The sequence below is a fragment of the Aureibaculum sp. 2308TA14-22 genome (assembly GCF_040538665.1).
Lineage (GTDB): Bacteria > Bacteroidota > Bacteroidia > Flavobacteriales > Flavobacteriaceae > Aureibaculum.
In genome coordinates, this window is sequence record NZ_JBEWXT010000001.1 from 2,467,083 (window position 1) to 2,490,038 (window position 22,956).

At 33.2% G+C, this 22,956-nt stretch carries 23 protein-coding genes and 1 pseudogene; 9 read left to right on the top strand and 15 right to left on the bottom strand.

Features of this window, described 5'->3' with window-relative positions:
- Positions 1 to 3 precede the first annotated feature (3 nt).
- On the top strand, positions 4 to 1,089 hold the full coding sequence (locus U5A88_RS11060) for an amidohydrolase family protein (RefSeq protein ID WP_354206419.1): 1,086 nt from the start codon (positions 4 to 6) through the stop codon (positions 1,087 to 1,089).
- Positions 1,090 to 1,112: 23 nt separating this feature from the next.
- On the opposite strand, the gene U5A88_RS11065 is transcribed toward U5A88_RS11060, so the two are convergent.
- From U5A88_RS11065 to U5A88_RS11080, 4 genes are all read right to left on the bottom strand, one after another.
- Positions 1,113 to 2,042 (bottom strand): hypothetical protein, encoded by a 930-nt coding sequence (locus U5A88_RS11065; protein ID WP_354206421.1) that lies wholly within the window; start codon positions 2,040 to 2,042, stop codon positions 1,113 to 1,115.
- Positions 2,043 to 2,191: 149 nt separating this feature from the next.
- Positions 2,192 to 2,746 carry a DUF4136 domain-containing protein gene (locus U5A88_RS11070; protein ID WP_354206422.1) on the bottom strand — a complete coding sequence of 185 codons (555 nt, stop codon included), beginning with the start codon at positions 2,744 to 2,746 and terminating at the stop codon, positions 2,192 to 2,194.
- Positions 2,747 to 2,759: 13 nt separating this feature from the next.
- Positions 2,760 to 4,772, bottom strand: coding sequence for a urocanate hydratase (locus U5A88_RS11075; RefSeq protein ID WP_354206424.1), 2,013 nt, complete (start codon positions 4,770 to 4,772; stop codon positions 2,760 to 2,762).
- Positions 4,769 to 4,936, bottom strand: coding sequence for a DUF5522 domain-containing protein (locus U5A88_RS11080; protein ID WP_354206425.1), 168 nt, complete (start codon positions 4,934 to 4,936; stop codon positions 4,769 to 4,771). The genes U5A88_RS11075 and U5A88_RS11080 overlap by 4 nt, the downstream gene beginning before the upstream one ends.
- A gap of 66 nt (positions 4,937 to 5,002) precedes the next feature.
- Between U5A88_RS11080 and U5A88_RS11085 the strand changes: the two genes are divergently transcribed.
- Together U5A88_RS11085 and U5A88_RS11090 are read left to right on the top strand one after the other, a co-directional pair.
- Entirely contained in the window at positions 5,003 to 5,911 is a 909-nt protein-coding gene (locus U5A88_RS11085) for a 1-aminocyclopropane-1-carboxylate deaminase/D-cysteine desulfhydrase (protein WP_354206427.1), read from the top strand.
- 1 nt (position 5,912) lies between these two features.
- Positions 5,913 to 6,764 (top strand): glucosaminidase domain-containing protein, encoded by an 852-nt coding sequence (locus tag U5A88_RS11090; protein WP_354206429.1) that lies wholly within the window; start codon positions 5,913 to 5,915, stop codon positions 6,762 to 6,764.
- Positions 6,765 to 6,908: 144 nt separating this feature from the next.
- Here U5A88_RS11090 and U5A88_RS11095 read toward each other — a convergent pair whose 3' ends face one another.
- From U5A88_RS11095 to ligA, 3 genes are all read right to left on the bottom strand, one after another.
- A complete protein-coding gene (locus U5A88_RS11095) occupies positions 6,909 to 7,445 on the bottom strand; it encodes a hypothetical protein (protein WP_354206430.1) in 537 nt (178 codons plus the stop codon).
- A 126-nt stretch (positions 7,446 to 7,571) separates the two neighbouring features.
- Entirely contained in the window at positions 7,572 to 8,249 is a 678-nt protein-coding gene (locus tag U5A88_RS11100) for a lysoplasmalogenase (RefSeq protein WP_354206432.1), read from the bottom strand.
- The gene (gene ligA, locus U5A88_RS11105; RefSeq protein WP_354206434.1) at positions 8,249 to 10,246 is read right to left on the bottom strand and encodes an NAD-dependent DNA ligase LigA; all 1,998 of its coding nucleotides are present in this window, start codon (positions 10,244 to 10,246) and stop codon (positions 8,249 to 8,251) included. Before ligA ends, U5A88_RS11100 begins: the two co-directional genes overlap by 1 nt.
- Positions 10,247 to 10,512: 266 nt before the next feature.
- Here ligA and U5A88_RS11110 point away from each other — a divergent pair, with 266 nt between their 5' ends.
- The 6 genes and pseudogenes from U5A88_RS11110 to U5A88_RS11130 all read left to right on the top strand — a co-directional run bounded on the left by U5A88_RS11110 (position 10,513) and on the right by U5A88_RS11130 (position 14,949).
- On the top strand, positions 10,513 to 10,989 hold the full coding sequence (locus U5A88_RS11110; protein ID WP_354206435.1) for a hypothetical protein: 477 nt from the start codon (positions 10,513 to 10,515) through the stop codon (positions 10,987 to 10,989).
- Between the two features lie 138 nt (positions 10,990 to 11,127).
- Positions 11,128 to 11,490 (top strand): peptidase associated/transthyretin-like domain-containing protein, encoded by a 363-nt coding sequence (locus U5A88_RS11115; protein WP_354206437.1) that lies wholly within the window; start codon positions 11,128 to 11,130, stop codon positions 11,488 to 11,490.
- Positions 11,491 to 11,502: 12 nt separating this feature from the next.
- Positions 11,503 to 11,721 (top strand): annotated as a pseudogene (locus tag U5A88_RS15910) (FEKKY domain-containing protein); the annotation flags it as partial.
- A gap of 58 nt (positions 11,722 to 11,779) precedes the next feature.
- Positions 11,780 to 12,595, top strand: coding sequence for a PhzF family phenazine biosynthesis protein (locus U5A88_RS11120; RefSeq protein ID WP_354206439.1), 816 nt, complete (start codon positions 11,780 to 11,782; stop codon positions 12,593 to 12,595).
- Positions 12,596 to 12,769: 174 nt separating this feature from the next.
- Positions 12,770 to 14,257 carry a pyridoxal phosphate-dependent decarboxylase family protein gene (locus U5A88_RS11125; RefSeq protein WP_354206441.1) on the top strand — a complete coding sequence of 496 codons (1,488 nt, stop codon included), beginning with the start codon at positions 12,770 to 12,772 and terminating at the stop codon, positions 14,255 to 14,257.
- Positions 14,258 to 14,289: 32 nt separating this feature from the next.
- Positions 14,290 to 14,949: an SGNH/GDSL hydrolase family protein gene (locus tag U5A88_RS11130; RefSeq protein WP_354206443.1), complete on the top strand. Its 660-nt coding sequence runs from the start codon at positions 14,290 to 14,292 to the stop codon at positions 14,947 to 14,949.
- Here the strand turns inward: U5A88_RS11130 and U5A88_RS11135 are convergent.
- The 8 genes from U5A88_RS11135 to rpsD all read right to left on the bottom strand — a co-directional run bounded on the left by U5A88_RS11135 (position 14,946) and on the right by rpsD (position 22,935).
- On the bottom strand, positions 14,946 to 15,860 hold the full coding sequence (locus U5A88_RS11135; protein WP_354206445.1) for a dimethylarginine dimethylaminohydrolase family protein: 915 nt from the start codon (positions 15,858 to 15,860) through the stop codon (positions 14,946 to 14,948). The genes U5A88_RS11130 and U5A88_RS11135 overlap by 4 nt on opposite strands.
- A 63-nt stretch (positions 15,861 to 15,923) precedes the next feature.
- Positions 15,924 to 17,210, bottom strand: coding sequence for a citrate synthase (locus tag U5A88_RS11140; RefSeq protein ID WP_354206446.1), 1,287 nt, complete (start codon positions 17,208 to 17,210; stop codon positions 15,924 to 15,926).
- A 150-nt stretch (positions 17,211 to 17,360) separates the two neighbouring features.
- The gene (gene eno / locus U5A88_RS11145; protein WP_354206447.1) at positions 17,361 to 18,653 is read right to left on the bottom strand and encodes a phosphopyruvate hydratase; all 1,293 of its coding nucleotides are present in this window, start codon (positions 18,651 to 18,653) and stop codon (positions 17,361 to 17,363) included.
- Between the two features lie 157 nt (positions 18,654 to 18,810).
- A complete protein-coding gene (gene carA / locus U5A88_RS11150) occupies positions 18,811 to 19,911 on the bottom strand; it encodes a glutamine-hydrolyzing carbamoyl-phosphate synthase small subunit (RefSeq protein ID WP_354206448.1) in 1,101 nt (366 codons plus the stop codon).
- 83 nt (positions 19,912 to 19,994) lie between these two features.
- Positions 19,995 to 20,672, bottom strand: a complete 678-nt coding sequence (locus tag U5A88_RS11155; protein WP_354206449.1) for a hypothetical protein — start codon at positions 20,670 to 20,672, stop codon at positions 19,995 to 19,997.
- Between the two features lie 146 nt (positions 20,673 to 20,818).
- The gene (gene rplQ, locus U5A88_RS11160) at positions 20,819 to 21,304 is read right to left on the bottom strand and encodes a 50S ribosomal protein L17 (RefSeq protein ID WP_354206450.1); all 486 of its coding nucleotides are present in this window, start codon (positions 21,302 to 21,304) and stop codon (positions 20,819 to 20,821) included.
- An 11-nt stretch (positions 21,305 to 21,315) separates the two neighbouring features.
- Positions 21,316 to 22,308, bottom strand: coding sequence for a DNA-directed RNA polymerase subunit alpha (locus tag U5A88_RS11165; RefSeq protein WP_321975172.1), 993 nt, complete (start codon positions 22,306 to 22,308; stop codon positions 21,316 to 21,318).
- 21 nt (positions 22,309 to 22,329) lie between these two features.
- Positions 22,330 to 22,935: a 30S ribosomal protein S4 gene (rpsD, locus tag U5A88_RS11170; RefSeq protein ID WP_354206451.1), complete on the bottom strand. Its 606-nt coding sequence runs from the start codon at positions 22,933 to 22,935 to the stop codon at positions 22,330 to 22,332.
- Between the last annotated feature and the right edge of the window lie 21 nt (positions 22,936 to 22,956).

A 22,956-nucleotide genomic window follows, 5' to 3' on the forward strand; every position in this document is an offset into this window, starting at 1 on the left:
ACAATGAATAGCATTAAAATAAGTCTAGCATTTTTACTAGTTAGCACAACACTATTAGCTCAAGACCTTACTTTTGAGGAATACAACCCAAAATCAACTTTGGTTGTACCGGGCAAAATCATTAAAAAAGCGAAATTTAAGTTTATAGATGTACACGGACATCAATATAGAATGCCAGAGCAAGATTTAACGCCTGTTGTAGCCGCAATGGACACCTTGAATATGGGCATAATGGTCAATTTAAGTGGCCGAAGCGGAAAAGATTTGCAAAAATCAGTTGAAAATATCGCTTCAAATTTTCCTAATCGTTTTGTGGTTTTTGCCAATGTAAATTTTGACGGCGTGGGGAAAAAGGATTGGGCCAAAAATACGGTAGCTCAACTGAGACAAGATGTTAAAAACGGGGCAAAAGGATTGAAAATTTATAAAAGTTTAGGCTTACGTAATAAAGATACCGAAGGCAATAGAATTGCTATTGATGATGCCAGACTAGACCCCATTTGGGCGGTTTGTGGCGAATTGGGAATTCCTGTTTTAATTCATGCCGCAGACCCAAAATCGTTCTGGGATCCTTTTGATGGCGATAACGAACGATGGTTAGAACTAAAAACACGTCCAAGAAGAAAACGTGAAGCAAACGATCCAGCACCCTGGGAGCAAATTATAGGTGAACAGCACAATATGTTTAAAAAACATCCTAAAACAACTTTTATCAATGCCCATATGGGGTGGTTTGCCAATGATTTAGGTAAATTAGGACAATTGTTAGATGAAATGCCCAATATGAATGTAGGCATTGGTGCTATAATTGCTGAATTAGGACGTCAACCGCGTTTTGCAAAAGCCTTTTTTATCAAATACCAAGACCGAATTCTGTTTGGGAAAGACAGTTGGAAACCTGAGGAGTTCCCAACGTATTTTCGGGTGTTGGAATCTGATGATGAATATTTTCCGTACCATAAAAAATACCATGCTTTTTGGCCTATGTATGGATTAGATTTGCCTGATGATGTACTTAAAAAAGTATATTATAAAAATGCCTTACGGATTGTACCGGGGTTAGATAAAAGTTTGTTTGAATCCCGATAGTTATCTGGATAGTTTAATTACTGTTATTTAGAATTTCGATATCTCATTACTATTTTATGAGAATCAGTTGTTTTTTGATGATAATACATTATGCTTTTATCAACAGTTAGCGTAGGAGCTTCTACAAGATTTGCAATTTTTTTTGAAAACAAAACTTTTGGTACTGAAAATTCTAACGAGTCATCACTTCTCACAGCAACACACATTTCAAATACGGTGTTTTCAGTAATTTCACCTTTTAAATATCTTGTATAATACAATTCCAAATTATCACTACTTATACAAGGTGCATAATAAATATAATTTAAATTGTTAATGTTTTTTAAGATTGACTCAGAATTTGAAAGTGTAGTAAATTTCGAGGAATTATCTTTTTGTGCGACTCCAATTGTTGTTTCACAGGCTCCTTGACAGTTTTCTTTATCAAATCTAGCATTAATAAAATACAAATAGTCTCCGTCTAAACTTATTCCGTGATCCATAATTAGCCAACCAGGAGTATTTTTATTAAAGTCTCCATTTACTCTTTCAATATCACTAACTTTTCCGTTACTAAAAGTCCCACGAAATAGATTATTTAATTCTGCGGGGTAATTTCTGGTGGAAGTCCAATAAAAATTCCCATTCGCATCCATATCGGCCACCGCATCTAAGTGAGGTGCTACTGTTTGGTTTGTTCCTACTAACTCTCCTACATAAGTAAAGGTTGAATCATTAACTTTTTTTGCATAATAAAGTTTAGTGTTTTTACCATCATTCAAATTATTAAAGAATAGGTAATTTCCATCAGGTGACACAAATGGCTCCATAGCATCAAAGGATAAACCATTAATAGTTACCTCAATTTCAGAACTAAATGAAGGATATATCTTTGAGTTATCAATATCATTATCACTAGATGAGCAAGAAATAAATAACAATGATATACATATTATTTTAAATAAGGTTTTCATGGGTTACGCTTTGAATTATATTCAATAAAGTATAAACACATTACACTTGTGCATATTATATATCATTAATTTTGGAATAATTTTAAAAAAGAAAAAACCGAACTAAGTATAACTCAATTCGGGTTTCTCAAATAAAAACAGAAAAATTGCTATTCTATAACCGGCGGATATTTCGCCATAATTTCTGTTACAAATTCTTTTATACGTGCTTCTTTTTTAGAAATGTCTCTTGAAGATGCTAATGCACCTGTACCCATTCCTTGCCACGCCAATTCTTTTTTGTTGGCATCTATTAGGTCTATAAATAATGTTCCTTCTGTAGATCGGGAAACGTTATTGTTAAACGCCCCCATTCCAAAACCATAAGGACCAAAACCTCCATAATACCAAGGATACCAACCCATATAATTATTGTTATACACATTAATTTTTTCTCTTGACTTGGTAAAGATATTTACAAGCAAGTCTGGATTTTCAGATTTTGTAAAACCCTTAGCCAATAAATCGGCCTCAACGGCACGTAAAATTCTACGCTTATCCAAATCGGATATATCCACTTTATCAATTCCTTTTTTATAAAAAGCAAAGGTTTTGTATTGGTTAAAATCTACTTCTTTATCATAATCTGAAGAGACCCTGACCGAAGCACAAGAGGATACTAAAAAAAGTACCACAACCACAGAAAGTAATTTTACGTATTTCATAATTTTTTAATTTTTAATCTAACAATGTATCGTCAACCATATTAGGAAGTGTAACTTTTAAATTGGGTTCTGCTTCCATTGCTCGTTTAATGGCAAAAATGGCTTCTTCGTTTCTCGCCCAACTTCGTCTAGCAATACCATTGTTAACATCCCAAAATAGCATTGACTGTAAACGTTGTTCAGCTTCTTTACTACCATCAAGAACCATGCCGAAACCACCGTTTATAACCTCTCCCCAACCTACTCCACCTCCATTGTGTATGGAAATCCATGTAGCTCCTCTAAAACCATCACCTATCACATTCTGTATGGCCATATCCGCAGTAAACTGTGAACCATCGTAAATATTTGAGGTTTCTCTGAACGGGGAATCCGTACCTGAAACATCATGATGGTCTCTTCCTAAAACAACGGGTCCAATTTCATCATTTGCAATAGCATTATTGAATGCCTTGGCAATTTTAATACGTCCTTCGGCATCAGCGTATAAAATTCTGGCCTGTGAACCTACCACCAATTTATTTTCTTGTGCCCCTTTTATCCATTGAATATTATCTGCCATTTGTTGCTGTATTTCAGCCGGGGAATCTTGCATCATTTCTTCCAAAACTTCACAAGCAATTGCATCCGTTTTTGCTAAATCTTCAGGTTTGGCAGATACACACACCCAACGGAAAGGGCCAAATCCGTAATCGAAACACATGGGGCCCATAATGTCTTGAACGTAACTTTTATATTTAAAATCAATGCCGTTTTTAGCCATAATATCGGCTCCAGCTCTAGAAGCTTCCAATAAAAAAGCGTTGCCGTAATCGAAAAAATAAGTTCCTTTTGCGGTGTGCTTGTTAATAGCATCGGTTTGTCGTCGTAAACTTTCCTTTACTTTTTCTTTAAACAATTGAGGCCGATTTGCCATCATTTTATTAGCTTCCTCAAACGAAATACCAACGGGATAATAACCTCCAGCCCAAGGATTATGCAAAGAAGTTTGGTCAGAACCCAAATCAATATAAACATCTTCTTTATCAAATTTTTCCCAGACCTCAACTATATTTCCGTGATAAGCAATAGAAACCACTTCTTTATTTGTTTTTGCTTTTTGAACTCGCTGGACCAATGCGTCCAAATCATCAATAACTTCATCTACCCAACCTTGAGAATGTCTAGTTTGCACCGCTTTTAAATTCACTTCGGCACAAATCGTTATACATCCCGCAATATTACCTGCTTTGGGTTGTGCACCGCTCATTCCGCCAAGCCCAGAAGTAACAAATAAATGAGCCTCACCCCCTAGCCCCCTCTCCGAAGGAAAGGGGGAGTCAGGCTGCTCAATTTTTCTAATTGCATTTAGTATCGTAATTGTAGTTCCATGTACAATACCCTGTGGACCTATATACATAAAGCTACCCGCTGTCATTTGCCCATATTGGGTTACACCCAAGGCATTAAATTTTTCCCAATCGTCTGGTCTGGAGTAATTGGGAATCATCATACCATTTGTAACCACAACCCTAGGTGCATTTTTATGAGATGGGAATAACCCCATCGGATGGCCAGAATACATTGCCAAAGTCTGCTCATCGGTCATCTCAGCCAAATACTGCATGGTCAGTAGATATTGTGCCCAGTTTTGAAAAACAGCACCATTACCACCATAGGTAATTAGTTCATGTGGGTGTTGTGCTACAGCATAGTCCAAATTATTTTGGATCATGTGCATAATGGCTTTTGCTTGTAATGATTTTCCTGGATATTCTTCAATAGGCCTGGCATAAATCTTATAATCAGGGCGAAATCGGTACATATAAACTCTACCGTAAGTTTCTAATTCATTTTTAAATTCTGGCAACAACTCCGCATGAAATTTTGAATCGAAATAGCGTAGGGCGTTTTTTAAAGCTAATTTTTTCTCCTTATCGGATAAAATGTCCTTTCGTTTAGGAGCGTGATTTATTTCCGAATCGTAAGGCTTTGGGTTTGGTAATCGGGCAGGAATGCCTTGTAGTATTTGCTCTTTAAATGTCATTTCTTAATAGAATTTGTCTTTTTATCATAACCGTAAGGGCAATGACGGCAACCACTCTTACAGCAGTATCCTCTTTTTAAATGGTACTTTTCCGTAAAAACTTTGTATCCTTTTTCAGTCAGATAATAATCATCAGGTTCTAGTTCCTGTGGCTTTTCAAACATGATAAAATTTTATCGGATAAATTTACTATAATTATGCTAAAATAAATTTACTATTTTCGCCTTAATATGGATTTTAATTTAAATAGTAGAAATCAATCTGTTCAGTTTTCTTTATTGAAAGATATTGAACTAGTCATTAAACGAGAAGACGAAATCCATTCCTATATTTCAGGCAATAAATTCCGAAAACTCAAATACAATTTAATTGCCGCTAAAGAACAAAGTTTAAACACTTTGCTCACTTTTGGCGGAGCATATTCCAATCATATTGCAGCAACAGCTTCCGCAGGAGCAACATTCGGATTTAAAACTATTGGCATTATTAGAGGAGAAGAACTAGTTAATAAAATTGAAGCAAATCCCACCTTGTCTTTCGCAAAAAATTGTGGAATGCATTTCAAATTCGTTTCAAGAGGTTTATACCGAGAAAAAGAAAGTTCTGAATTTATAGACAGTTTAAAAAAAGAATTTGGCGATTTTTATCTGATTCCCGAAGGTGGTACCAACACATTAGCCATAAAAGGCTGTGAAGAAATTTTGACCGAAGAAGATAAATCCTTTGATTATATTTGCACATCGGTAGGTACGGGCGGAACTATCTCGGGCACCATAAATAGTGCAGAGAATCATCAGAAAATAATAGGGTTTTCAGCCTTAAAGGGTGATTTTTTAAATGATGAAATCACCAGATGGACCACCAAAAAAAATTGGGAGTTGAAAACCAATTATCATTTTGGAGGTTACGGTAAAACAAATACCGAATTGATTACGTTAATAAATAAATTTAAAAAAGAAACAAACGTTCCCCTAGATCCTATCTATACTGGAAAAATGCTTTATGGAATTGTTGACATGGTAAAAAACAAAGCATTTAAAAAAGGTAGTAAACTTCTTGTTGTCCACACAGGTGGTCTACAGGGTATAGAAGGAATGAACAAAGTATTGAAACAAAAAAATTATTTGCAATTAGTTTAAGATGAAGTATTTAAAACTATTTATAAGTATATGTATTATAAGTTTTTTGGTAAGTTGTGGTTCTCATAAAAGAACAAGTCAAAAATATCCAACTAAAGCACCGACAACTCCAAGAACAAAAGTTGCTAAAAAAACACCAACCCCAGTAAAAATTCAGAAAATTGACGAGGCTGATGTAATCCACGCTAATTTGATTCGCAAAAAACCCAATTTGAATAAAAATACACTTGCTTATATTGATGAGTATAACGATATTGCAATCTTAGAAATGATTGCCTATAAAATACCTGCCAGCATTACGTTGGCTCAAGGTATTTTAGAATCCAACAGCGGTAGAAGCCGACTTTCTGTTAAGGGCAACAATCATTTTGGAATAAAGTGCCATAGTAGTTGGACTGGAAAACGTATGTATCATGACGATGATGCCAGACAGGAATGTTTTAGAAAATATGAACATCCTCTGACTTCATTTAGAGACCATTCTTTATTTCTTTACGGAAGAAAACGGTACGCTGATTTATTTGAACTAAAAAAGAAAGATTATAAAGGCTGGTCTAAGGGGTTAAAAAAAGCGGGTTATGCTACTGACCCCAGATATCCCAAAAAATTAATTACACTTATTGAAACCTATGAACTAGATAAGTATGACGATTTTGATGAAAGTTTTTTATATAGTGGCAAAGTGATGAAGAAGAAAGAAAATAGTTCTAAGGCCAAATATGTGATAGTAGCAAAAGGTGATACATTGTACTCCTTGGCAAGAAACAACAATTTAACCGTTGATAAATTAAAGTGGCTAAACGGATTAAAAAACAATGAACTTTCTATTGGACAAAAAATTTATGTAGAATAGTACGAGTTTTCATTATAATAATGGTATGTCATTCCGACGTAGGAGGAATCTCAATAGTATGAGTACTTATCATAAAAAGATTCCTCGTTCCTCGGAATGACAACTAAGAATGATTTGTCAATTAAAAACAGAACCTAATCTTAATTATTCTTTAGAGCCTTGCCCTTTTCTTTCTTGTCTTTTTTTGCCTTTTTGATGCTGTCTCATTTTTTTATGCTTTCGTACTTTTTTCATTTTATGAGCCTTATGTTTTCTAGACTTTTTCCAAGTTTCATATTGACTATCATTTAAAATGCTTTTCATTTCTTTTTGATGAGCCAATGCTTTATCCAATCTTGTATTTTTTCTGGTAAAAAGATCATCTCCAGTTGGTTTTTCTCCCTTTTCACGTAAAGCCATTCTTTCTTTTCTTTTTGCTTCACGCTCAATAGCGTTCTCTTTATTCAACTTATAGATCTTTTTTTGTTGAGATTCATTTAATTCCAAGCCTAACGTCATTTTTTTAGTTTGCAACTCGGCAATTTGATCTGGGGTTAGTTTGGGTTTTTCAAATTCTCTTTTTTGGTTTTGGGCAAAAGTACCTACGGTCAGTAATGCCATTAACCCGCCAATTACTAATTTTTTACCCCTAAAAGTTTTACTTTCTTTAGATTGATTGTCTGTGTGTTTTAAAATTTTCATGATGTATATTTTTATTGTTTCGCTCTTTTGACCATAGCTATAAGACAAGGTTTAATTAAAGTTCTGATTTTAACAGTAGATTAACATTACTGTCCAAAATCCAAGGTGATTAAAAATTTGATTAGCTTAGCAATTCTCTATATTTTGTGCAATTACAGCTTTAAAAATTAGGTATTGTGCCATTAGGTAGGTTAACATGATAACTATTGGAAAAAATTCGTTTGTACTATAAAACTTATTTATAGCCAGTACGGAATCAGAAATAATAAAAAGTGAAGCTCCAACTACCATAAATAATGCAGATAAACTTTTATTATTCAGATAATTCAATAATGAAACATAGCCCATAATGGCTATGGTTATTCCATAGACTACAACAGGAATAAACAAATCGTTCAAATTATTCTTTAATAAATTTATAAGTACAAAAAACAAGATTAGAAATGGTATAGCAGCTACTGCTTTTGTTTTTAAAGAAGTCTTATTGAGCCAGCATAAGACAATTTTAATATAAATAATATGTGCTAGTAAAAATGAAATTAGCCCCAGAATAAAATAAATTTCTCCTTCAAATAATAGCAATACATCACCGAAAAATGAAAATACTAATGCACCAATATACCACCCATTAAAATTACGCTCCGAAACCAAATAGAGAAGCAACAAGGTTAACATTAACAGCGGTTTAAAAACGAATCGAAGTTGATTTAAGTGGAAAATAATTCCCGCCAAATCACATAATGAAACGATTACAAAAAGTGCCGTTACAATTTTGACCTTAGTATTGTTTTTAGCGGCACTCATTATAACATGGCTAAATAATCATCTTCAGAAATAATGGAAATTCCCAACGTTTCAGCCTTTGTTTTTTTGCTTGGCCCCATGTTATCACCTGCTATAACATAATTGGTCTTTTTGGAAATAGAGCTTGATACTTTACCACCGTTATCTTCTATAGATTTTTTGAGTTCGTTTCTACTCATTTTTGTAAAAACGCCTGAAACCACAAAAGTTTTCCCTCTCAATAGTTCGGTTTGGTTTTCCAATGCCTTGGCAGAAAGTTCCAATTGTACCCCATAACTTTTTAATCGGTTTACCAATTCTATATTTAGCGGGTTATTGGCAAAATCTATAATACTTTGGGCAATTCTATCTCCAATTTCATCAACCGCAATTAATTCTTCAAAAGATGCACTGAGTAAATTATCAATGTTTTTAAAATATTTGGCCAGCTTTTTTGCAACGGTCTCTCCTACAAATCGGATACCTAAGGCAAACAATACGCGTTCAAAAGGTATTTCTTTAGATTTTTCAATACCATTAACCATATTCTCGGCAGATTTTTCCGCCATCCTTTCCAATGGAATAATTTGCTCTACTTTTAATTCGTACAAATCGGCATAATTGGCAATCAGATCTTCCTTGAATAAGAGTTCAACGGTCTCCCCGCCCAAACCTTCAATATCCATCGCTTTTCTACTGATAAAATGTTGAATCCGACCCGTAATTTGTGTAGGGCAACCGTATTCGTTAGGACAATAGTGTTTGGCATCGCCCTCGGTTCTGATTAACTCCGTATTACATTCCGGACAATTTGTTGCATAAACAGTAGGTACCGAATCCTTTGGGCGTTTTGTTAAATCTACACCCATAACTTTAGGTATAATTTCTCCGCCTTTTTCCACAAAAACGGTATCATTTACTCGAATATCCAGTTTTTCAATTTGGTCAGCATTGTGTAACGAAGCACGTTTTACAATGGTTCCCGCCAACTCAACAGGTTCTAAATTAGCAACAGGAGTTATGGCTCCAGTTCTACCCACTTGATACGAAATACTATTCAACACCGTACTTTTTTGCTCCGCTTTAAATTTATAGGCTATGGCCCAACGCGGGGCTTTGGCGGTATAGCCTAATTCCTCTTGTTGATGTAGCGAATTTACTTTTATAACCACACCGTCCGTTTCGTAAGGCAAATTAAAACGCTCAGTGTCCCAATACTTAATATAGTCTAAAATCTCATCAACTGTTTTTGCAATTTTAATCGTTTCTGGAATTTTAAATCCAGCTTTTTTTGCATCTTTCAACACCTCGGCATGTGTTTTATAGGATAATCTTTCGCCAATAACATGATATAGCAAACAGTCCAACGGACGTTTGGCCACCTCTGCACTATCCTGCAATTTTAAACTACCACTAGCTGTATTTCTAGGATTCATATAAGGATCGTCTCCGGCTTCAACTCTGACTTCGTTCATTTTTGCAAATCCGTCTAATGGTAAAATTATTTCACCTCTGATTTCAAAATTCTCAATAAAATCGTGTTTTAATTGTAAAGGGATGGACTTTATGGTTTTAATATTTGTGGTAACATTGTCGCCTTGAAAACCATCCCCTCTAGTGACCGCCTTTTGCAATTGTCCGTTTTTATAGGTTAGGTTTATTGAGGCACCATCGTATTTAAGTTCGCAAGTATATTCAATGGCTTCTGTTCCTAGTATTTTTTGAACCCGTTTTTCCCAATCCAATAAATCTTCTTTAGAGTAACTGTTACTTAAAGAATACATTCTGTTTTTATGCGTAACCGTTTCAAAATTTTTGGTAACTGCTCCGCCAACACGCTGTGTGGGGGAATTGGCATCAAAAAATTCAGGATGTTTTTCTTCTAATTCTTGCAACGCTTTGAGTTTCATATCAAAGTCATAATCAGAAATTGTAGCATTATCTAATACATAATAGTTGTAATTATGTTGACGTAATTCTTCACGAAGTTGATTGATTTGCTCTTGTACGGATGCCATTTAGGGTGTTACTTTTAAAAGTTAAAAATAAGGAAATAAATTGGGAACGTTTACATCCAAAATTGGTTTTGAAATTATCCGTTTTTACCTGCCCGACAAGTTGGCGGGACGGTAAATAAACGGATGGCTTTTCATCATTGCTCAACAAAAGCCTAAATAGTAATGCTTCTGGGCATTGCTATTAAATTAAATAAGTATCTTGCAAAACCGCAATGCGGTTATACATATGTTGTGCTTAATTAAAGAATCAAAATGAATGGAATGGAATGGAATGGCCTGACTATCATAAAACTCTAGATAACCTGAGGTTTTCCGAGGGAGCAGAAAAATCACTTAAAGAAACAAGCAATTGGATTTTAGGAATCTCGGTTGGTCTTTGCTCATTACTTTTATTTAAATCAACAGATTTTGACCTAAATAAATATGACAACGCAACGGTTTTCTATAAGGTTTTATTGATATTTTCTATAGTTACAGTTTTCATTTCTGGATTTAGCAAATTTCTGATTTTAAATAGAGAATCCAAGCTGAATATTGGACTTGGATTGTTGCAAAGAAGGCTCTATGTGGACAAAAAGGATTTTACTGAAGATGAGTTTTTTCTTCATTGGAACGAAATATTGGCGAATTGGACAAAAGAACGTAATCGATTGAACTTCGTTGCACAATTTTCTAATTTCGCGAGTATTTTAACTTTGCTATTGTTTATTTCTTCAACAATTCTCGTTATCACTTTAATATAAAATGACTAAGCACAACAACGTATCCTATGAAAAGTACTAGTTACGAAAGTCCTCACGGACTTTCTATTCAGTTTATATTTGCTAAATTAGTTTATTAAACACACAACGAAACCATACACAAACACGTTGTAAAACATTATGAAGAAAATCTTGAACATAAAAAAACACTTCATCAAATTGATTTTAATATTAGTTTGTGGAATGAGTTATGGACAAGTTGAAATAAGAGGAAAAGTAATTTCTGAATTATCAAAAGAAACTCTTTGGTATGGTTATTCAATAAAGCCGAATATAAAAGAACATCCGAAAAGTAAACCTAATGAATCTGGAGAATTTATAATTGAATATTTAGAACCAAATAAAGAATATGATATTATAATTTCTGCTGTTGGATATGAAGATCAAATATTTAAAGTAAAAACGAATGAAAGTATAACTTATAAAAATTTTGAATTAAAAGTAAACTGTTTTTATAGTTCAGAAAAAGCTGAAAATGATTGAAAAAATGGAAAACCACAATTCTTATTAATTGGTTCAATTGCACCTATTGGAAACACTAAATCTGACAATAAGTTTGAGAAAAAACACAAAATTGAATATTATGATTTTGGTTGTGAAATTTCGAACTATGAATGTATTGAACTTTACAATCAGAAAATTGCGGAATTAATGGACAAAAAATATGGAAAGAAATGGAGAAAAAAAGCAAGAAAAGATATAATCGGAATTTAAAAAACGTTTTACAATATCGTATATAATTTATTGCTTTCTTCTAGCCTACTTACGAAAAATGACTAAAATAGAAACCTACATAGTTGATTCTTTTACAGACAAACCTTTTAAAGGAAATCCTGCTGGAGTTTGTGTTTTAGATCAAAAATTGACAGATGAACAAATGCAATCTATTGCAAAAGAATTGGGACTTTCTGAAACTGCATTTATAACTCTAATTGATAAACCTAACAAATATTCAATAAGGTACTTTTCTCCAGTAATGGAAATTCCTCTTTGTGGGCACGCAACACTTGCTTCTTCAAAAGTTCTTTTTGAAATTAATCCGACAATGACTGACATTCACTTTAAGAATATTCAGGATCTAGATTTAATGATTAAAAAATATCAAGAAAAAATTGAAATGGAATTCCCTGTTTATGACACAATTCCTCTAAATACCCCTAACGAATTATTAAAAGCACTAGGAATAGAAAAAATATCAAACAGTGAGTTTAATAAAGAAACAAACATTTTACTAATTGAGATAGAAAGCTGTCAATTGTTAAATAATCTATCTCCTAATTATGAGAAATTAAAAGCTTCTCATGATTCTATAAATGGAGTATTAGTTACTGCAATATCTGACAAAAATGACTTTGACTTTGAATCGCGATATTTTTGGCCTTGGAGCGGAACAAATGAAGACCCTGTAACAGGAGGAACTCATACATTTCTAGCAAAATATTGGGCTACAAGATTGAATAAAAAGAAAATGAATTCTTTTCAATGTTCTGAAAGAAGTGGTTTTATGGAAGTAGAATTAATAAGCGAGAGTAAATTGACAATAAAAAGTGAAGCTCAAATAATTCTAAAAGGAGAATTGAGAATATAAAAACCGTTACAAACAACGTATAAAATTCATTGCCAGTGATAGCCTAGAAGCATCGGAGCTCGCGGACTTTCTATCTGTGATTTATTTGCTAACTTTAGTACTTAAACTACGCAACTAAATCATACACAAACACGCTAGAATTAAATCAGCTAAAAATAAATACCAACAACTTATATGGCCAACAAACGAGAAAATTCAATAGAAATAAGTAAGACCGAGTTTCGAAAAATTGGCTACGAACTTATAGATACTATTTCTGATTTTTTTGAGGGTATTTCTGAAAAACCCGTAACAACCAGTAAATCTCCAAAGGAATTACAACATACTTTAGGCAAAGCCTCTTTACCTGAAAATGGATTGCCAGCGGAAGAATTATTAGCTTCCGCCTCAAAATTATTATTTGATAACTCTTTGTTTAACGGTCATCCCAAATTTTTTGGATTTATAACCTCTTCGGCAACTCCAATTGGAGCTTTGGCTGATTTATTAGCGTCTTCAGTTAACCCAAATGTCGGTGGGCAAATACTAAGCCCAATGGCCACCGAAATTGAGAAACAAACTATTAAATGGCTAGCAGAATTTATTGGAGTATCACCAACCTATGGAGGTGTTTTAGTTAGTGGTGGAAACATGGCAAATTTCACTGCCTTTTTAGCAGCAAGAACAGCTAAAGCTCCAAAAAGCATTAAAGAAGATGGTCTTTCAAACGCTTCAAAACAGTTAATAACCTATTGTTCAAAATCTACACATACATGGGTTGATAAAGCAGTTATTTTATTTGGGCATGGTAGCAATTCTATCCGTTGGATACCCACTGATGCATCAAATAAAATGGATAATCACGTTTTAAAGCAAACCATAAAAGAGGATTTAAAAAATGGTCATCAGCCATTCATGGTAGTAGGTACCGCTGGTGACGTAAGCACTGGGGTTGTAGATAACCTCAAAGCCATTGCTACTATTTGTAAAGCATATGATTTATGGTTCCATATAGACGGTGCTTATGGTGTTCCTGCGGCTATTATTCCAGAATTAAAAGAATTATTTGCTGGACTAAAAGAAGCCGATTCTATTGCACTAGATCCACATAAGTGGTTGTATAGTCCATTAGAAGCGGGGTGTACTTTGGTAAAAAATCCAAAGCATCTTATTGACACTTATAGTTCACACCCAGAATATTATAATTTCAGTTTAACTGAAGAAGGCGGATCTCTAAATTACTTCGAATATGGTCTTCAGAATTCTCGTGGTTTTAGAGCCTTAAAAGTATGGCTAGCATTACAACAAATTGGAAGTAATGGCTATATGAAACTTATTAGAGAAGATATAGAGCTATCAAAATACTTTTATAAATTGGCAGAAAAACATACGGAATTAGAGCCAATAACACAAAATTTAAGTATTGCTACATTTAGGTATATTCCAGAAAATCTTGAGGTTAATGGTAAAAAAAGAAAAGAATATTTGAATACTCTAAATGAGGAATTAGTAAATGGATTACAACAAGGTGGAGAGATGTTTTTATCTAATGCCATAGTAGATCAACAATATTGCCTCAGAACATGTATTGTAAATTTTAGAACTACAAAAAAGGATATAGAAGAATGTATTGATATTATAGTTAAAGAAGGTAGAAAAATACACCTATCACTTCGAGAATAATAGGAAAGGTTTTTATTAAAGGACTAGAACATATGATAAAAAGTAAGATTTATTTGGTCTCTGTAATTTTAATTACACTCTTGCTAACTGGTTATAGCGAAAAGAAACCCAAAATATTAATTATAGGTGATTCTATTTCAATAGGATATACTCCATTTGTAAAAGAACATTTTGGGGATAGGGCAATGATTTCCCATAACCCTGGAAATGCCCAACATACCGGAACTGGATTAGAAAAAATAACCGAGTGGATAGGAGCAGAACAATGGGATATTATCCAATTTAACTGGGGGCTTTGGGATTTGTGTTATCGTCATCCAGATTCTAAAGTGCAAGGCAACAGAGATAAGGTAAATGGGCAACTAACATATAGTGTTGTGGATTATACAGCCAATCTCGATTCTATCGTTTCCACTTTAAAGAAAAAAACCAAAGCCAAATTAATTTTTGTTACTACTTCTTATGTTCCTGAAAATGAAGCAGGCAGATTTAAGAGTGACGCCATAAAATATAATAATGCGGCAAAATCAATAATGAAAAAACATTCCATTATTGTAAATGATATTTATGAGCAGTCTAAACAAATTCACAAAGAATTTGGAAAAGGATCTGATAACGTGCATTATACCAAAGAAGGCTATCAAAAATTGGGTAAATTGGTTACTGATTTTTTAGAAACCGAAATAAACTAATCTCTTATCAACGGCATTGTAGAACACCTGAGTAAACCTTCCTGTTTAGCAATTTCCGCATAAGGCACTTCTTCGACAATGAATCCCTGTTGGCGTAACCACTTATTTAATCTGGTAAAATTGCGTTCGGAAACAATTACATTTTCTGAAATTGAAAATATATTACTGTTCATATTGTACATCTCTTCTTTGGTAATTTCAAAAATATTTTCAGTGCCAAAATAGTTGACCAACCAATTGTACTCTTCTTCAATTAAAAAACCGTTTTTATGCAAAATTGCTTTATTCTTACCAATGGGTTGAAAACAGCAATCTAAATGTAGGGCGTTTTCTTTTGCATTTGTATTTGATTTTCGCAGCTCAAAAGATTTTACCTTTTTGTGAGGAAATAATTCTTGCAGGGCTTCAACCGCGTAACTATTCGTTCTTGCCGTAATCAGGTCAGGATAATCATCACCTGTATAAACTCCAATAAAAATATAATCGTTCCAAGGCATTACATCGCCACCTTCAACATGCACTTTTTCAGGTAATTTGATAACATTTTTTGGATCAATTTGTTGAACAACATGTTCGATAGCTTCAATTTCTCTATCTCTATCAGGTAGAATATTAGATTTTATAAATTTATCTTCAATTACAAAAGCAATATCCCTGGCAAAAATTTGATTGTAATTTTCAATAGGTTTTGGTCTAAACACTTGTACATCGTATTTTTTTAAAACTTCTGCAACTGCTTCCATTTCGGTTACCATATCTTTAACTTTTGGATAAGTACCCGCCAAAATATGTTCTCTAGATTTTGGATCGTAAGCTTCTTCAAAAGTTGGTGCAGAGCCATTACTAAGGGCAGTACCGAGCACTACAGCCTTTAACCTAGAAGTCTCGTTTTGTATATTTAGTTTTAACATAAAAAAAATGTCATTTTTTCCAAAAGTATGGAAAAAATGACAGTATATAATGTTCTTAAAAAATTATCTTTTATTAAGTGGTACAAATGGTCTTGACGTCTCGCCAACGTATATTTGACGAGGTCTCCCGATAGGTTCTTTATTTAAACGCATTTCTCTCCACTGTGCAATCCAACCTGGCAAACGCCCTAGAGCAAACATAACCGTAAACATATCAGTCGGAATACCTAAAGCACGGTAAATAACACCTGAGTAAAAATCAACATTTGGATATAATTTTCTATCAACAAAATATTGATCTTCCAATGCTTCTTTTTCTAATCCTTTTGCAATATCAAGTACAGGATCTTCAATACCTAAATCATTTAAAATGGCGTCAGCAGCCTTTTTAATAATCTTAGCTCTTGGATCAAAATTCTTATAAACTCTATGTCCAAAGCCCATTAGGCGAAAAGGATCTTCTTTATCTTTTGCTTTGGCCATATATTTTTTGGTATCACCGCCATCTTCTCTAATAGCTTCTAACATTTCTATTACTGCTTGGTTGGCACCACCATGTAATGGACCCCAAAGGGCAGAAATTCCTGATGCTAATGAAACAAATAATCCAGCATGTGACGAACCTGCTATACGCACTGTACTTGTAGAACAATTCTGTTCGTGATCTGCATGTAAAATTAATAACTTATCTAAAGCCTCAACAACAATAGGGTTTAGAACATAATCTTCATTAGGCTGCCTGAACATCATTCGTAAGACATTTTCTACATAGCCTAAAGATGTGCTTCCATAATTTAGGGGAAGTCCCATTTTTTTACGCATAGTCCAAGCTACCAATACCGGAAATTTACCCAATATTCTTACAATTGCATTGTACATAGCCTCTTCAGACCTAACATCTACTGAAGTTGGGTTAAAAGCCGTTAACGCACTAGTTAATGAGGATAAAACTCCCATAGGGTGTGCCGACTTAGGAAAAGCATCTAAAATCTTTTTCACATCCTCATCAACAGTAGATTGTTTTTTAATATCATTATGAAATTTTTCTAATTCATCTACATTTGGTAATTCTCCAAAAATTAGTAAGTAAGCCACTTCTAAAAAATCTGCTTTTTCAGCCAACTCTTCAATGGAGTATCCTCTATAATGTAAAATTCCTTTTTCGCCATCTAAAAAAGTAATTGCACTTTCGCATGATCCAGTATTTTTAAACCCTGGATCTATAGTAATTACACCTCCTGTACTACCACGAAGCTTACTAATATCTATGGCTAGCTCTTCTTCTGTACCTTTTATTATAGGTAATTCATACGATTTTCCGTTTACTGCTAACGTTGCTTTTTCTGACATATGTTACTTGAATTTTTATTAAAAATAGAATAAGGCTAATTTACAAAAAATTACACATAATTCTTTAAGAAAAAGAAAATGAATTTTAAGAATTACACAAAAAAAAGCGATTACTTAAAGTAACCGCTTTCATTTTATTTATACGTTATATTATTTAACCTTAAATGCTTTTTCTTGGGGATAATAAGCTACGTCGCCTAGCTCTTCTTCAATACGTAATAGTTGATTGTATTTCGCCATACGGTCAGAACGTGAAGCAGAACCTGTCTTTATTTGACCACAATTTAAAGCTACAGCTAAATCTGCAATAGTATTGTCTTCAGTTTCACCTGAACGATGACTCATTACTGTTGTATAACCTGCATCTTTCGCCATATTAACGGCAGCTATAGTTTCGGTTAGCGATCCTATTTGATTTACTTTAATTAAAATGGAATTTGCTGTTCCGCTATCAATACCTCTACCTAATCTTTCAACATTGGTTACAAACAAATCATCACCGACCAATTGTACTTTATTACCAATTTTTTCAGTAAGCATTTTCCAACCATCCCAATCATTTTCGTCCATGCCATCTTCTATAGAAATTATAGGATACTTAGTTGATAATTCAGCTAAATATTCAGCCTGTTCTTGTGATGTTCTGACAACACCAGAATCACCTTCAAACTTTGTATAATCATATTTACCGTCAACATAAAATTCAGCTGCTGCACAATCTAGAGCAATCATAATTTCATCACCTAATTTATATCCAGCATTAGAAACTGCTTTTGCAATAGTGTCTAAAGCATCTTCCGTACCGCCCGCTAAATTTGGTGCAAAACCACCTTCATCACCCACAGCGGTACTTAGGTTTCTATCGTGTAATACCTTCTTCAAATTATGGAAAATCTCCGTTCCCATTTGTAAGGCATGAGCAATGCTTGTTGCTTTTACTGGCATTACCATAAATTCTTGAAAGGCTATTGGAGCATCAGAATGCGAACCTCCATTAATAATATTCATCATGGGCACAGGTAACGTTTTTGCAGAAACGCCTCCAACATAACGATACAATGGCATACCTAATTCATTAGCAGCAGCTTTTGCCACAGCCAAAGAAACACCCAGAATAGCGTTAGCTCCTAATTGAGATTTATTTGGCGTACCATCTAAATCTATCATTGTTTTGTCGATTAAAGCTTGTTCAAATACGGAAGCTCCTATTAACTCCTCAGCAATTTTGTCATTAACATTGGCAACAGCTTTTAAAACACCTTTACCCATATAATCATCACCTCCATCGCGTAACTCAACGGCTTCATGTTCTCCTGTTGATGCACCTGAAGGTACAGCCGCTCTACCTAGTATTCCACTTTCAGTAACTACATCAACTTCTACAGTAGGGTTTCCTCTTGAATCAAAAATTTGACGTGCGTGAATGTTAATTATAATGCTCATAATTTTATTATTTATTATTATTTTTTCTATGAATTAATGTAGTGTAAAGTTACGAAATTACTAGCGTTTACATATTAAAAAACACTAATTTATACGACAACGTTTTCGATAGAACTCTATGATAACCAACCTCAAAAGAGCCTAAGGGCAGTTAAGTCTAACTCTCAATCATTTCAAAAAACTGATCAAAAAGATATTCAGCATCATTAGGACCAGGACTGGCCTCTGGGTGATATTGAACAGAAAAACATTTTTTATCTTTTATCCGAATGCCCGCAACAGTATGATCGTTTAAATGCATATGTGTAATTTCTACATTGGCATTCTTTTCAGTTTCTTCTTTATTTATTGCAAATCCGTGATTTTGAGAAGTGATTTCTCCCTTGCCTGAAATAATGTTCTTTACCGGATGATTGATCCCTCTGTGTCCGTGGTGCATTTTATAAGTGCTAATTCCGTTTGCCAATGCAATAACCTGATGCCCCAAGCAAATTCCGAATAAAGGTAAGTTTTTGTCGATAATTTCTTTTGCAACTTGTTGGGCTTCAACTAATGGTTCTGGGTCACCCGGGCCATTTGACAAGAAATAACCATCAGGTTTAAAATTATTCATTTCTTCAAAAGTAGCATTATAAGGAAACACTTTAATGTATGCATCTCGCTTAGCTAAATTCCGTAAAATATTCTTTTTAATTCCAATATCTAAAGCCGAAATTTTATATTTAGCATTTTCTTTTCCAACAAAATAAGGCTCTTTTGTTGAAACTTTTGAAGCTAGTTCTAATCCGTCCATATCGGGTACTTCTGCCAACTGCCTTTTTAACTTATCTATATCATCAACTTCAGTAGAAATTATAGCATTCATCGCTCCATTTTCTCTAATATAGGTAACTAAAGCTCTTGTATCTACATCAGATATAGCAATTAGATTATGCTTTTGGAACCAATCTTTTAAAGAGCCGTTTGCATCTACACGAGAATAATCAAAACTAAAATTTCTACAAATTAAACCTGATATTTTTATACCTTCAGATTCAACCTCTTTATCGTTAACTCCATAGTTACCAATATGGGCGTTAGTTGCTACCATTAATTGACCATAATAAGAAGGGTCAGTAAAGATTTCTTGATAACCGGTCATGCCTGTGTTAAAACAGATTTCTCCAGTAGATGAACCTTCTATCCCTATAGATTTTCCTTCAAACACAGTTCCATCTGCTAATAAAACTATTGCCTTTTTTCTAGTTTGATACTTCATTTATTTGGTTTTTACAAAAATAATATAAAAAAAAGGATAAACTAAAGTTTAGTCTACCCTTTGTTATTAGAATTATTAACTAGTTATAAAGAATTATAATAATCAAATATTATCTTTAAATCTTTGTCTTTTTTATATGACAATTTGTTTTGCTTAACATACTTTTCTATACTCTCAGAATTAAGCTTCAAAAGACCTAAAACATTCTTTTTACTCAATTTAAATTTTCCAATTTTATTATCTTTTATTAAGTAATAAGTTTTTCTAACTATATATTTATCACTTGAAAAATCCTTGTATCCTTCTGGCTTAATCTTTTTAACCTCTGTACTGTAATCTTTTAAAAGAATAAATAAATCGTTGTCCCAAATAATTTCGAATATTTTATCGTCATTTGTTTTATTAAAGTGAAAACTTTTAAACCTTTTAGAATTTACTAAGATCTCAGAACCGTTTAAATCAAAACCAACTATAGAGTCTTTATCATTTTTATATTCAAAAAAATTATTTTTAATATTGAAATTAATATTCTTAATTTTATAATACTTATCATTCTTAGCATGTATCAAACCGTGATTATTCCATCCTTTAAATAAGTGATAGGATCCTGATATTTCTTTTGGAGTTTTCTCAATACTACCAACCAAACCACCCTCTTGTTGACTATTTTCAAGCTTTAAAGTATTAATTGCACTATTATCCCCTTGTGATAATATGTTAAGTGAAAAAGTAAAAGCTAAAACGTATAAAACATGTTTCATAACTATACAGGTTAAGATTATAACTATAAAGTTATTATACTCAGCATATTTATAAATCTAATTTAACATTTTTAACACGCTCTTAAAATGCAAAAAAAGGGCAAACTAAATTAGCTTGCCCTTTTTATTAATGTATTGTTAGTGCTTTATTCTTCCTCTTCAGCTTTAGAAGCTTTTTTATCTGCAACTGGTACAGGCGGAACAACATTGGCTTTTTTACCTCTTCTACTTCTTCTTGTAGTTTTCTTTTTGTTACCATTAGGATTATAAGTTGTATTATAATCAACTAACTCTACCATAGCCATATCAGCATTATCTCCTAAACGGTTACCTAATTTGATAATTCTTACATAACCTCCAGGTCTATCAGCTACTCTAGTAGCAACTTCTCTAAATAGTTCTGTTACCGCCTCTTTTTGTCTTAAGTAACTAAAAACTACCCTTCTGTTATGTGTAGTATCTGCTTTAGATTTAGTAATTAAAGGCTCAACAAACTGTCTTACTGCTTTAGCTTTGGCAACTGTAGTATTGATTCGCTTATGTTCAATTAACGAACAAGCCATGTTAGCCAACATTGCTTTTCTATGAGCAGTTTTTCTACTTAAATGGTTAAATTTCTTTCCGTGTCTCATCTCTTCTATCCTTATTCTTTGTCTAACTTATATTTACTTAAATCCATTCCAAAAGTTAGTCCTTTAACGTTCACCAACTCATCTAATTCGGTCAATGATTTTTTACCAAAGTTTCTAAACTTCATTAAGTCATTTTTATTGAATGATACTAAATCACCTAAAGTATCCACTTCAGCAGCTTTTAAACAATTTAATGCTCTTACTGAAAGATCCATATCAATCAATCTTGTTTTTAACAACTGTCTCATGTGAAGTGATTCTTCATCATAGGTTTCAGTTTGTGCAATTTCATCAGCTTCTAATGTAATACGCTCATCAGAGAATAACATAAAGTGATGTATTAAGATTTTTGCAGCTTCTGTCAAAGCATCTTTAGGATTAATAGAACCATCGGTAACAATATCAAAGATTAATTTTTCATAATCTGTCTTTTGTTCTACACGAAAGTTTTCAACTGCATATTTTACATTTTTAATAGGTGTAAAAATAGCATCAGTAAATATAGTTCCTAAAGGAGCATTTGATTTTTTATTCTCTTCAGATAACACGAAACCTCTACCTTTTTCAATGGTAAATTCTAAATCAAGTTTAACTGATTTTTCCATATTACAAATAACCAAATCAGGATTCAACACTTGGAAACCAGAAATGAAATTTTGAAAATCTCCGGCTGTTAATTGATCCTTTCCTGTTACAGTTACTGTTACAGTTTCATTTTCAGTCTCTTCAATTTGTTGTTTAAAACGTACTTGTTTTAAATTCAACACCATTTCAGTCACATCTTCTACCACACCTTTTACTGTAGAGAATTCATGCTCAACACCTTCAATTCTTAAAGATGTAATAGCATATCCTTCTAAAGAAGATAGTAAAACTCTACGTAATGCATTACCAACTGTTAAACCATAACCTGGTTCTAAAGGTCTGAATTCAAATCTACCTTCAAAATCAGTAGATTCAATCATTATTACTTTATCGGGTTTTTGAAAATTTAATATTGCCATAAGTTCAAATACTATCTTTAATTATTTAGAGTATAATTCTACAATAAATTGTTCATTAATATTTTCTGGAATTTGAATCCTTTCAGGTACAGTTACGAAAGTACCTTGCATTGTGTCTCCATTCCAGTTTAACCACTCATATACTGCACTATTATTAGCCAATGAATTTTCAATAGCTACCAAAGACTTAGATTTTTCTCTAACACCTACAACATCACCTTCTTTTAAAGAGTAAGAAGGTATGTTAACCAACTTACCGTTAACAGTGATATGCCTATGAGATACTAATTGACGAGCACCACTACGAGAAGGAGAAATACCCAATCTATAAACTACATTGTCTAAACGAGACTCACATAATTGTAATAAAATCTCACCAGTAATACCTCTACTTCTAGAAGCCTTTTCGAATAAATTTCTAAATTGACGCTCTAGAATTCCATAAGTATATTTTGCTTTTTGCTTTTCCATTAACTGGATAGCATATTCTGATTTTTTACCTCGACGACGGTTGTTACCGTGTTGTCCTGGAGGATAATTTCTTTTTTCGAATGATTTGTCATCTCCGAAAATTGACTCGCCGAATTTACGAGCGATTTTAGTTTTTGGTCCTGTATATCTTGCCATTTCTTTTGTTTTATAAAAGGG